Source organism: Sphingobacterium sp. JUb56 (genome assembly GCF_014191365.1).
Taxonomy (GTDB): Bacteria; Bacteroidota; Bacteroidia; order Sphingobacteriales; family Sphingobacteriaceae; genus Sphingobacterium; species Sphingobacterium anhuiense.
The window spans coordinates 2,180,974-2,194,419 of record NZ_JACHWL010000001.1 but is presented as its reverse complement, the minus strand read 5'-3'; the positions used below and the strand labels follow the sequence as shown (position 1 = coordinate 2,194,419).

Annotated in this window: 8 protein-coding genes; 4 read left to right on the top strand and 4 right to left on the bottom strand. The window is 32.4% G+C overall.

Annotation, left to right across the window (positions count from 1 at the left end; all coding sequences use genetic code 11):
- Positions 1–463: 463 nt before the first annotated feature.
- Both FHR29_RS09070 and FHR29_RS09065 read left to right on the top strand, forming a co-directional pair.
- Positions 464–2,983: a hypothetical protein gene (locus FHR29_RS09070; RefSeq protein WP_183913970.1), complete on the top strand. Its 2,520-nt coding sequence runs from the start codon at positions 464–466 to the stop codon at positions 2,981–2,983.
- Positions 2,976–4,691 carry a nuclease domain-containing protein gene (locus tag FHR29_RS09065; RefSeq protein WP_183913968.1) on the top strand — a complete coding sequence of 572 codons (1,716 nt, stop codon included), beginning with the start codon at positions 2,976–2,978 and terminating at the stop codon, positions 4,689–4,691. The genes FHR29_RS09070 and FHR29_RS09065 overlap by 8 nt, the downstream gene beginning before the upstream one ends.
- 286 nt (positions 4,692–4,977) lie before the next feature.
- On the opposite strand, the gene FHR29_RS09060 is transcribed toward FHR29_RS09065, so the two are convergent.
- From FHR29_RS09060 to FHR29_RS09050, 3 genes are all read right to left on the bottom strand, one after another.
- Positions 4,978–5,658 (bottom strand): hypothetical protein, encoded by a 681-nt coding sequence (locus FHR29_RS09060; protein ID WP_311732293.1) that lies wholly within the window; start codon positions 5,656–5,658, stop codon positions 4,978–4,980.
- 234 nt (positions 5,659–5,892) lie between these two features.
- Positions 5,893–7,055 (bottom strand): IS3 family transposase gene (locus tag FHR29_RS09055; protein WP_260291990.1). Its coding sequence is split into 2 segments (ribosomal slippage): positions 5,893–6,803 and positions 6,803–7,055, totalling 1,164 coding nucleotides; the frame shifts between segments, so codons are not numbered across the junction.
- Positions 7,056–7,463: 408 nt separating this feature from the next.
- Positions 7,464–8,129, bottom strand: a complete 666-nt coding sequence (locus FHR29_RS09050; RefSeq protein ID WP_183913965.1) for a hypothetical protein — start codon at positions 8,127–8,129, stop codon at positions 7,464–7,466.
- A 123-nt stretch (positions 8,130–8,252) separates the two neighbouring features.
- Between FHR29_RS09050 and FHR29_RS09045 the strand changes: the two genes are divergently transcribed.
- Positions 8,253–8,672 carry a hypothetical protein gene (locus FHR29_RS09045; RefSeq protein WP_183913963.1) on the top strand — a complete coding sequence of 140 codons (420 nt, stop codon included), beginning with the start codon at positions 8,253–8,255 and terminating at the stop codon, positions 8,670–8,672.
- A gap of 20 nt (positions 8,673–8,692) precedes the next feature.
- Here the strand turns inward: FHR29_RS09045 and FHR29_RS09040 are convergent, their stop codons facing one another.
- Positions 8,693–9,298, bottom strand: a complete 606-nt coding sequence (locus FHR29_RS09040; protein ID WP_183913961.1) for a helix-turn-helix transcriptional regulator — start codon at positions 9,296–9,298, stop codon at positions 8,693–8,695.
- A gap of 589 nt (positions 9,299–9,887) precedes the next feature.
- On the opposite strand from FHR29_RS09040, the gene FHR29_RS09035 reads away from it, so the two are divergent.
- On the top strand, positions 9,888–13,436 hold the full coding sequence (locus FHR29_RS09035; RefSeq protein WP_183913959.1) for a SusC/RagA family TonB-linked outer membrane protein: 3,549 nt from the start codon (positions 9,888–9,890) through the stop codon (positions 13,434–13,436).
- Positions 13,437–13,446 lie beyond the last annotated feature (10 nt).

The window sequence follows — 13,446 nt, the reverse complement described above, 5'->3', positions numbered from 1 at the left end:
TGATTCTTTACGCCATTTCTACAACTGGGCTGCTGATATGCCTAATTTCTCGGGCTAGCTCAGAAATGTTTTTCCGGTCTTTACTAAACTCAACTGCACGTTCTTTAAAGGTGCGATCGTATTTTTAAGGATTTTAGTCATCGTTTCAAAATTAAGATATTTATTGTTCTTAACTTACACTGCCAACTAAGTTAGCAACTCCAATTTTTAATTATACACAGTTAGATGACTCTTTTGTAACAAAATGATCCTTATTCATTTTTAAGTTCATTTAAATACTTGTTGACTTTTTCATTAAACATTTGTTAATAGATTTTTTGCGAAAACGGCTTTAAAAAATATTGGATCTAGTGTATGAATCTTATTGGCAGTTTTTACTATGATATTTCATAGGTTATATTAAGAATAAATTAATAAAAAAAGCTTAAATTAGCAGTATTTAATTTAGGCCTAATCTATAGACATGCTAAAAGGGGATATCAGTAGTACAACATATAGTTATAATGACAATATAAAATTAGACGACAACAATTTTTTATTAGTCATAAAGGATGAGAATTTTCCAGATCGAAATGTTATTCCAATATTATTTAAAGCTTCTAATGGACAAATATTAGATGTTGATGAATATGAAGTAGGAGATAGAATTTTCGCTAGCAATAATAAATATTCGCAAGAACTTCCAATTAGTGAAAGATTTTCATTAAATGAACTTATCAAGATATCATATGGAACTATAATTCGAAATGAAAGACATGATACGGAAGATTCCAATTATCCAAAATCAAAAACTTTTCACAATTATCTTAATAAATTAAGAGAAAATGAAGTTTTAGAGTTTTTTCAGGGAAATATTGAAGAATCAAAATCGAGATTTAAGTTGTCTGAAGTGACTTTAACAGCTTTGATTACAGAGTATTATCTTGATTCTCAGAATGTTTTTTTTATAATTGAAGATGGTTTAACTATAGGACCATTTAAAGCGATTAAAAAAGATTCGGATGGATATTTTATAATTGAAAAAAGTAATATAATGACTTTTGGTACATATATCTTAGAAGAGTCATCTTTTATACAGTTTGAAGCTAATGATTTATTGAGAAGAATATATATACCTGGTTTTAATCAACTAAATATAATTGAACAAAGGGATTTTATTAGTGATTCACAACTTATTGACTCTTTGAATGCAGAATTAATTAAAAGACCTGAAGAATTTAACCCTAATCATTTAGCAAATTTACTAGAGATAATAAAAAAAATATCGGGTTCTGAATTAATAAATGAGCATGACCGTCGAAATAAACGTTTAGAAGAAATTTTAAGGAAAACCGAAAAATCAGTAATTTCAAATATCAGTTTAGGATCTTTATTTCCAGAATTGAATGAAACTAAAAAAGATATAGAAGCATTACAGGAAAAGAAATTATCAATTTTAAACGAGATAACATCGGTTACTGAAAAGGTTGAAGTAGTAAATAATGAACTAAAGATTGCACATGATAATAAATTGATATTAACTAAGGAATTAGAAAACCTAACAGTTATAAAGGAAGAGGAACTTTTAAAGAGAAAAAGTGATCTTGATAATGAAATTGATTTATTAATTAAGCGACATTCAGAATTAAATAACGAAATTCAAAAGGAAAAGGAAGAAAAATCTGCAGAATTAAGAGATTTAGATGAAAAAATAATCTATAAAAGACAGGTTAATAGGGAATTAGATGATGCTGAAAAGTTTTTAAAAGATAACTTTATTAGTGGTCAAGAAAATGCTCAGAAAACACTTTTTGAGCTAGTAAAACATAAAACACATTTTGATTTTATTAGCGGCAGAGATATTTCGTCACAGTATGGTATTGAAAAAAATACTTTTCCAAATTTTCAAGTTAATATTGATCAAGCTTATAATGATTATAAAAGCTTTAGAACAGCACTTATTGAAATTCTAAAATTAAACAATAGAAAACTTGAAAATCATTTTATAGACAATCTTTTAATATCAATTCATCAAAATACATTAACTCTTTTTGCTGGCTTACCTGGTACTGGAAAAACATCACTCGCCAGATTGTTAACAACTATTTTATCTCCAGCGGAACGGATCAGGGAGATATCAGTTGGTCGTGGTTGGACATCTCAAAAAGATCTAATTGGATTTTCTAATCCATTAACCAAAAAATTTCATGCTTCATCAACAGATTTATATAGTCTTCTTAGCCAATTAAATCATGAAAGAGAAGAAAGAAAATATTTAGACTCTCCTTTTGGATATGTCATACTTGATGAAGCTAATTTAAGTCCTTTAGAGCATTATTGGTCTACATTTTACAATTTGACAGATTCAAATGTAACTGAAGATTCATTTATTCAAATTGGCCTTGGTCAATCAGAAGTGATAGAATATGCTAATAACCTAAGATTTATTGGTACAATTAATTATGATCAAACAACTGAAGAATTATCACCGAGAATAATTGATAGAACAAATATTATTAGAATCAATCCTTATGCTGGTGAAATTAATCATGTTTCAAACATCAAAGTGGAAAGTTTAAAGCTATCTTATAGACAGTGTATTGAGTTTTTTGGATTACTCGATTTTGCAGTAAATAACAATCCAATTTCAATGGAATTAAAATTGGAAGAAACATATAAAGAAGTACGAAAGGCATTTGAAAGTATGAAAATATATATAAGTCCAAGAGTTGAAATTGCAATAAAAAGATACTGTTTAACGGCTACTAAAATTATGCACGAAGAGAATCGACCATTAGATTATTGTGTAGCACAAAGGTTACTTCCTTTAATTAATCTACAAGGTCCAAATGTCAAACAAAAATTAAATGAATTATTAGCACTATTGAAAGGTAAAAACTTAAGTATCTCTGCCGGAATTTTAGAAGAAATAATAGCAGCTGGTGAAGAAGGAGAAATTTATGAAGATAATTATAATTATTTTCTAACATTATCAAATGTTTAAAATTTTTGAATATATAGGTAACTCTAGAATAGAGATAATTCCTATTGACGGAATATATACTGTTCATGAATTGAAAGAATATATATTCTATTATACTGAATATTCAGATTCTAGTATTCAAGAGATAGTTTTTTTGGAGGATAGTCCTATTGACTTTAAGCATTACAAAATTGTAGAAAATCAACTATCTTCAAGTAAACAAGCCTTTTTTCAAGACTATTTTGGTTTTGCAGCTTTAAAAGTAAATAATCAGATTTTTAAATTCAATATTCAAATTGATAAGCTCAAACTTGCAGAGCTGGAAAATTTAATGTTATTTTTATGGGAGCATCAGAATGAAATATTCTTTAATTTTTTAGGAAAAAGTACAGTCAAGGCGAATAATGATAAATTTGGATCCGAATTTAGCTTAACGTCTAAATTTCTCAATACTGCATATAATTTTTATGAAACCTTGAAAAAACTCTTTATTCAATTTCAAAAATACCCACAATCCTCAATGGGAAACTATTTGTGTGAAGTTGAATATTCACCAGAGAAAGTTAGTTCACATACAATTAGTTGGTTGTTGAAAAATTTAGATCGGATTCAAATCGATTCAAATTCTTCAAATCATCCTAATGCTATACCACTTTTGTCCCAAACAGCTTTTCTTGATAAAATAGAAACAATAGATTATTACACATCATATAAAATATATGAAAATGAAATAATACTTGGTGCTTTTATTAATGTTTTGGAAAAATTATCATCTCTGAAGAGGGTGATTTTGTCAAATGTTAATATTTCAGTTTACGAAGAAACAAAATATGCGGATTTCAAAGACTTAAAAAAAATTCCATTTCTAAAATTATATGAGGAAGCAGAAATATTGCAAAAACGGATAAACAGATTATTTGAGAAATACAAAAATATTTTTCCTAACGTTAAGCCTAGAAATGAAAAACCTAAGCTAACCCCTGTTTTTGCTAAAAGAAGACATTATCTTGTCGTTTTCAAATTAATAAATACATTTAGGGTGATGAAGTTTAATTTGGATGCTGAGTTGCAACTGTTGAACATTCGTAAATTGAGCCAATTATATGAAGCTTATAATTTACATAGTTTAGTTCAACTTATTAATCACAATATTAATTTTGATTTGTTTCAAATATCAAAATTTTCTAATCGTTCTGATGGAATAATTGATAAGGTACTATATTTGAGTGAGTCTACTAAAATACAAATTTTATATGAACCGAAATACTATGGTCAAAACCGCAATGATATAGATTTAATCCGCATTGATAGTAGAAAAGGAACTCATTACAATCCCGATTATGTTATTGAAATTATTAATAATGATTGTAAATCATATTATATTTTAGATTCAAAATATACCAAATTCGAAACGATTAAAAGATATGTTAATGAAAGTACATTTAAATATATTTTAAATACCGGAGTGTATAATTATCCCAATAGAAAAATTGATGGGATGATTCTTTTGTATCCCGGAAATATTGATGAATTAATAATCGAAAGTAATAATTTTGGACCTCAAATTTCTATTATCGCATCTAAACCCAAACATCAGATAGGATTAAGTTCCTTTATAAAAAAGATGATCTCAATTAAAATTCCTCTTGATAAACAAAGCTTAAATTTATCAGAACAAGTTGAAATAGAAATTGTAGATACCCCCGAATACTCGGCTATAACAGGATAATAAATTTATTCTTTATCCTGTTTTTGTAATATCTTTGGGAGAGAACTATGATCGTATCATTATCTAATTCCTAAAACCTCGATCTAATATAATGTTCTGATATTGTTAAGCTCCAAATCCTAACAAAGACTGTATTATTAAATTTTGTATATGAATATTAAAACTGATTTTATAGTTGTAAAATGAATTTTAGATTGAGAAATATTCAAACATTAGAAATCTGATTGTTTATTTTATCTACAGCATCTTAATTAAGAAGCTGTAGATAAAATAATATTTAAATGAGTTAGACATAAAATAAACCAGTTGGTTCAAAACCAATTGCATCTACAAGAGGTGCATTTTCTAGTTCAGTTTTTTCACCTCTTCTCACGTACTTCTTTAAGATGCCTTCGTTACCTTTTCCCTGTAAAAATTTCCCTTCTCTTCTTTCTAGCCATCCAACAATAACAGCTCCTACAAATTTTTTGTAATATTTTCTATCTGCTAATGGCTCAGAAGTTCTAAAGTTTTCTTTGGAATTACCTGTGAGATTTGCTTGTGGGTGTAGCGAATGATTATATTTCCACCAAACAGAAATCTCTACTTCCTGAAAACCTATTTCTCGCCATAAAACCACGCTCGGGTAGCCTAGTATGTCAACGAATAAATGGCCATGTTCGTCTGTATCTTCATTTTTTTGAAGATCTAGCTTAAAAGATTCTTTTTTGATTAATTCGTTAAGTCCGGCCATCAACAGATTTCTTTGTGGAGATATCACACTTAATATCTCTTTGTTTAGTTGGACTTCTGCAATATCTCTGGACGATCTTTCAGTAGTTTTCTCCTTTGATACATTTTTACTCAAATTGAGAAAGTGATTCCAGTTTTGAAAACCGCAACTGATTGATGCTTTGTTAAGAGCTTCTGTGTGAGAAATGTTTTGTGATTTTTTAATTGATTTTGCCACGCGCTTAATATAGTCCACGCTATGACTAATTTTGTGTCGATTCATCTTTTACAAAGCCCTGCCCCAAAAAGTTACTCGCTTACCTTTTCCGATACAAGGAAATTGTTAAGATAATCGTTTGTTTATATACAGCGCTGATACAGCTTCGCAAAAGCGAGTAGCAAGCTCCTGTAATGAGCTCTAAACAAATATACGAAAAATATATCAATTTGTATTTCTCTTTATTTATTTATATATTTTTGTAATCTTACCCTAACTAGCTACACCCAAAACTAAAAAATTCCAATGAGATTTGCTATTGCTATCCTGTTGGAATGTGGGAAACTCGGAGAGTTTTCCATATTTCAATAGGAATTCTATCGGAGTCAATTGTCCCAATGACGAATGCGGTCTTATATTATTGTACATCCAAGCCCATGCATTTGCATATTTTCTAACCTCAGAAAGATTATCAAACATAAAATAATCTAGCACATCCTGTCTAAATGTTCGATTGAATCGCTCAATTAAACTATTCTGAGTTGGTTTTCCAGGCTGAATAAATTCCCATTGCACGTTATTTTTTTCACACCACTGCTGTATTACTATTGCAATAAATTCCGGCCCATTATCTGATCGGATCTTTTCAGGCTTTCCTCTCCATTCAACCAATTTATCCAATTCTCTAACCACTCGTTGTGCAGGAAGACTGGTATCAACAGTTATCGAAAGTGCCTCTCTACTAAAATCATCGATGACGTTCAATGTACGAATTGTTTTGCCACAGGCTAAAGTGTCCTGCATAAAGTCTAAGCTCCAAGTGATATTTGGCCCAATAGGACATAATAATGGTGCTTTTACACGTGTCGGCAAACGTTTCTTGCGTTTGTTCCTCATATTTAGTCGCATAGCAGTATATATCCTATAAACACGTTTATGATTCCACATGTATTGCAACTTGCGCAGTCGATGGTACATCATCCAAAAACCCCAAGTTCGATGCAGTTCTGCAAGGATAGAGAGTTGATCGATGACTTCAGTATCATCCTTTCGCTTAGCGACATAACGATAAACGGAAGTGCTAATATTAAACGATGAACAGGCCTGACGAAGGCTCATCCCGAAATATTCAAGGGCATAACCTACGATCTCTCGCTTCTCGACAGGCCCTAAAGCTTTTTTTCTATGACATCTTTTAAAACAGTATTTTGAAGTGTGAGTTCTGCAACTATTTTCTTGTACTGCGCCAACTCTCGCTCCATATCCTTCATTTGCTTAAGCTGAGAAACTTCCATTCCGGAATATTTACTCTTCCAAGAATAAAAGGTACCCTGACTAATACCGTACTCACGACAGATCTCAGTAACAGACTGACCTGACTCTTGATGCGAGAGAATCTTGATGATTTGTGACTCGCTAAATTTACTTTTTCTCATTACCCTAAATTATTAAATTTACTACAATTACTATCGTAGCTATTTTAAGGGTAGATTACATTTTGATCTACCGTTAATTACAGATTTTTCTGGCAGATCTTTTTTATTTTGAAAACCTTATGCTTTCTTTTATTGAGGAGATAGCTTCTCAATACACTCAATCATTCACGCAAATATTAAATTGACATTACATTCATTTATCCATATGTATAATGTTTGCAAAATGTTGAATTAAAATTTTTTGAAAACTGTGATCATTGGGAAAGCGTATTTTATAGATAAATGCCCTTAAAGCTGTTTAAACTTTAAACCTTTATAAGGTTTAAAATAATTGTAATCTTGATATGCTTCACAAGTGTATAAATCATTTAGTCAATATATAGTTATTATTACTCCACTATTCACGAATTATTTTTGCAATAAAATTTCCCCAACAAAAACATCATAATCATTTATCTTGTCTCTGTTTTTAACTAATCTAGGAGCTTTCTTCTTTTTTGTGTGATGCTGTATAGCACGAGCGATGAATAACGGTCTAACTTGGTCATTAAAATGTGCTTTACAATCCAAGAATATTTGCAGTGCAGTTTTAGGAGTATTGAAGTATCCATTATGGTATTTCTCGTCAATCCATTCTTGAACTTGGATATCAGTTATTGTACTGGACGACTCTAGAAGAATATCCTTGTCTTCATCACCAAATCTTAAAAATTCCTTCCACTTGCCGTTTCCAACTTTTTGCTCTGCTATATAATTTCTGTTGCCTTGCTCATCAATGTGGTAGTGGATTCGAATTGCTCGATTAATAGTACTATTATTTAATGGAACAAAATCAGCAAGTTCACATTTGAAAATTATCCTGATAGTATTATTCTCACTAAGACCTAAAATTAAAGTATGATCTGGTCTTTCAAAATCTCTAACATATAGGTCACGTTGACCCAACAAAAATGCTAGTTCAAATTGACTCAAACCACGCTTATCACGTAATTTAATTATATTGAGCATCTTAATGAGCTCGATATCCGACATACTGCTTATTTTTAAGATCTCAAAATCTAGATTTCGTTTCATTATATGGGCTATTACCGACTTACAACAAATATAATCAAACAAATCTTTAATACTATCTCCTTTAAAAATATATTGTAATGAGAAAAATTTGTAGATTCAATAAATTAACAATGAATAGATCTGATGAATCAAAATCAATTGCAAATATTAAAATTATTGGAAGAACTTCCTGACTCATCAGACTTTGAGTTGGCTCCAGCTACTTCATTACAAATCACTGTTTTTATAGAACGTGCTGCTGCGAAAAAAGTACCTGAAAATGTGATTGCGCAATTGGTTGAATTATATGAGGTTGCCGATGGATATGTAAATTATATGGTTATCGGCTTTTTTAATTGTGATGATGAAACTATATTTGAGTGGTGGGATGATTATCAAGAGCTTTGGATAGGGCAAAGGGATTTCAATACATTGCGTTGGGCAAATGGTAAGTTCTGTTTAGGTGATGCCTCCAGTATTAGTTATGACAAATTTTATGAATCACCAACATTAGTAGGACTTATAGAAATATGTAGAAATGAAATGTTGAGAGCGATCGATTAAGTCGTTGGACATGATAAACACTAGTCAACCTTTTTATCAATACTTTCTTTTTTAGGTTTGTATTTTATGTAGGTATTTCTGCCATCAACAATTACGACTTCCAATCTTTTGTTTTTTCCTTTAACAGCGCGACTCAATGCATCAGTGAAATCTGAACTCGTCCAATTCTGATTTTGTAATTTATTGCAATGATTCACTATTTCCTCTAAGGTTCTGGCTTTGTCGAAAAACTTTGTGTTTTCAATCACGGCATTCAATGTAGATGCAGAACCTGATCCCGGTGGGATAGGAGGTATCACTTTTAGTACCTTGTCCCTTCCTTGAATTTCAGAAGGTTGTAAATCTAAATTAGAATAACTTGTTTTAAAATTTTTGGTCTCGCTCTTTGGTAATTCACTTTTAAGTTTTTCCGCAACCAGTGTAAAATAATTAGCAATTTGATACAAGACTTCTTCTGTGTACTTTGAATCACTGTTACTACTTTCAATATGACCTATATATTTTGGATTCTTTTTTAAGTATTTAGATAGTTCTTCACCAGTGATATCCAATTCAAGCCTTATATTTCTAACAATAAGTATAATCAACAATTCGAAAGGGGTAATATAGTATTGACGTTTCTCCATATCTAAAGAAGTCGAAATACCTTATAGATATTTTGTGATGCGAATAATTTGCTTTTGTAAAATATCTTATGTACTTTAGTTTAAGATTTTAAATCTGGATATTGATTTGAAATAGTGGTATTTAAAATAAGAGTCTTGCGGTTGCAATTTCTGAAGCCGTAACGCAGGGCAGTAGTTTAAAATACCCATGTCTTTTCTTTGTAATGCAAATCGTATATTTGCGTATCAAGATGGATATGGGCCTACTGTTAGTCCGTGTTACGTTAGGCTTCAGAAACTTTAATGCAACCACGGCATGTAGTCCCATATTCATCAATATAACTTGCCTCGAGACTCGTTAATTATAAAACGAGTTATGAACAGAAAACAAACAAACAAAAACATTATCAAGCCAGCAGATTAAATCTGTTGTGCAAAGTCACTATGCTGACTATCCATTCAAAATGCAATCACGAAGCCCAGTTATAACCTTGATGATACAGTAAAATTGCATTTTTTCCAATTTATTTTTTAACTATTGAAAGTTGAACAGGGGACTTATTGCCTAATTTTTAGCTCCTGGTTCACTCTCAGTATAAACCTTTAAAAAATGCAAAAAACTTGCAATAGGGAGGGCTATGCGCTGTCCCCAGGGAAAAATACTGTCCTAAATCCAGCGTTATTTTTTGGCCTTCCATCAAAAACAAACCAAAAAATAAACACATTGAAAAGTTCTATACTAAAATTTGAAAAAGTGGGAAATGATTACGCTCTACAAGAGCATGATCAATCTACGGTTTCATATATAAAAACACATTGGAAGCTAGCGCTATTCATCTTGCCGTCTCCAATACTACAAGCCTTTAATCTGCTCTTGTGCTTATTAAAGGCCATTAAAGAAATTGCAATATCCTGTATCATGATCATTGCAGTATTTCATAGTTTATGTTTATCAGCTCAGACACCCCGCAAGGACAGCGGGGTGAATGGGCAGGTAAAATATGAACTTACTGGTGTAATTGTTTCTTCAACCGATGGTACACCATTACAAGGTGTATCAGTCCGCATCGAGGCCGAGAACTTACAGATTAAAACTTCCAAAGATGGAAAGTTTCAATTGACGCTTAAAAACCAAAAGGGCAATATTAGATTCTCCTCTATAGGTTTTAAAAGCCAAGAAGTTTATTATACCGCAGGAGTATCAATGACTGTGAAATTGATACCTGAAGATCATAAACTAGAAGAAGTGGAGGTGGTATCTACTGGATACCAGAAAATACCGAAAGAAAGAGCAACTGGTTCTTTTGAATTTGTCGACAATAAACTTTTTAATAGGAAGGTATCGACTGATTTCGTGAGTAGGCTCGAAGATATCGTACCTGGCATTACTGCCAACAAAACTGGTAGCGCAAGAGGGGATTACCTAAATATGAATATTCGTGGTGTAAGTACGCTACATTCTGAGAAATTTCCTTTACTGGTCATAGACGGAGTTCCTTACGATAGTAAAAGTGCTGCTGTCGGTAAAGGAGCCTTTAATAATATCAATCCAAATGATATTGAAAGTATAACTGTTTTGAAAGATGCAGCGGCAGCTTCGATATGGGGTGCGCAGTCTGGTAATGGTGTAATCGTCATCACTACAAAAAGGGGAAAGTTCAATGAGAAGACGCAAGTTGCTGTTAATTCAAACATCAGTATTAAAGCTAAGCCGGACCTGTATTACTTTCCCCACATGAAATCCTCAGATTATATCGATGCACAACAATATCTGTTTGATCAAGGTAAATATAATAGTTGGTTTAGAAATAAGTTCAGAAATCCACAACCCGCTCTCTGGTTGATGTATGACAGAAAGAACGGAACTATTTCAGAAAGTGATTTTAGAGAACAGATCGATAAAATGAAACATACAGATCTGCGCGATGATTTTTTGAAATACATTTACCGTAATGCTTTGAACCAACAATATAATGCGCAGCTAAAGAGCGGTGGTGAAAAAGTGAGTACCCTCTTTTCTGCTGGGTATGATAATAATTTAGGCGAAGTAGTTACATCTTCTTTTAATCGCTTGAATCTGAAATCTAACACGCAGTTCAAACCTATAAAGAACATTATATTGGATCTCGGTTTTTTATATACGGAAACTAGAAACAAGGAATCTGCACTGGGCGTTGAATATAATAGATTGGCTAAAGGTGTTCAAAACTATCCTTATATGCGTCTGGCTGATGACAGTGGCAATCCTGTAGAGGTAAACGCCGGTGGTTTTAATCCAGTTTTCAGGGATACAATAGCTGGGGGACGTTTGCTGGACTTGACTTACAACCCTTTGAAAGAATTATATGACACGAAAGCTACGCAGAGCGTCAATGAGTTCTTCACTACGATGAATGCAAGTTATCAATTTGATTTTGGATTGAAGTTAAATCTACTCTATGCTTATCAACGTTCTTCGACGTCTCTTGAAGAATGGCGGGGTATTGGAGCCATGGCTCAACGTGATTACATCAATAGTTTTGCGAGTTGGGATAAGGATGCGGTAACTTGGAATGTGCCTGTAGGTGATTATTTTAATATTGTGCATTGGGATAACCGCACCCATCATAGTAGAGGAACGGTCGACTATTATAAAAAATGGGATGATAAACATGAGTTATCTCTGTTTTCAGGGGTCGAGATTCGGGCAACTAAGAGAAATATGACTACTAGCCAATATCATGGCTTTAATCCCGAAACAGGATCGTTTAAATCTGTTCCTTATGGTGTATTGGTTCCCATGCTAAATGGAATAATGGGTGTATCCATGATTGATGATTTAAATCAGTACCAACTTTATCAAAATAATTTTCGATCCTATTTTGCAAATGTTGGCTATACCTATTTAGAGCGATATTTATTAAGTGGCTCGTATCGAAAAGATGCTTCCAATCTTTTTGGTGTAAAAAGTAATGACCGGGGGCAACCATTTTGGTCATTGGGTGCCTCATGGATATTGTCAAAAGAGTCTTTTATGGACCATATTCCTTTGGAGTTTTTAAAATTCCGAGGCACTTATGGTTATAATGGAAATGTAAACAATAGTGTTTCTGCTTATCCAATTATTAATATTTCGAGCAATCCTAATAGTACAACCGGCCAGAATTATGGTTCTATAACCATACCTCCCAATCCTAGTTTACGTTGGGAAAGGATAGCGATCACTAATTTAGGGCTTGACTTTGCTTTAAAGGGAAACAGGCTCTTCGGTAGCGTGGAGTATTATATTAAAAACGCCAAAGATCTGATTGCTCCAGATCGTGTCGATCCCAGTACAGGGTTTACTACTTTGATGATCAATAGTGGGAATATCCGAACCAAAGGTTGGGATATTAGTTTGAATGCTATTCCATTAAAGCTGCAGGATTGGTCATGGAACAGTAATTTCGTTTTCACCTATGGACGTACGAAAGTATTAAAATCCTATATCGAAAATGAAAATGGTAAAGATTTTATAAGTGCTGCCCAATCTATACTAAGTACACCAATTGTGGGAATGGACATGAACAGCCTATTGGGATATAAATGGGCTGGTTTGGATCCAGCAACCGGAGAAGCAAGAGCCTATCTGAATGGTGAAGTATCCAAAGACTACAATGCTATATTGGCTTTGAGCGTAAATGATCTTGAAAACTTTGGTTCGACCATGCCTTTGTATAACGGAAGTTGGCGCAACAGTATACGATTTAAAAACTTGGAGTTATCATGGAATATATCTTATCAATTAGGTCATAAATTTTTGCGCAACTCGTTCGATAACACCCTGTTTTTAAACAATGACATCGGTCATAAAGATTATGAACTACGTTGGCAAAAGCCAGGGGATGAGTTGACCACAGATGTGCCCGTCTTCACATACCCCGCAAATTTAGGAAGTCAGGTTTATATGCGCTCTTCTGCTTTGTTGGCAAATGGCGGTCAGATCAAATTGCGGGATATTCAACTGAGTTTAGATATGCCTTTTGTAAATAAATTTAAATTGAAGAATTGTCGGATATACGCCTATGTGCAAAATGTTGGTACCATCTGGCGCGCTAATAAATGGGGTATTGATACCGAATATGGCTTTAATATTCCTGACCCGATCATGTCTTCATTAGGTTTTAATTTTAATCTTTAATTCCCTCAAA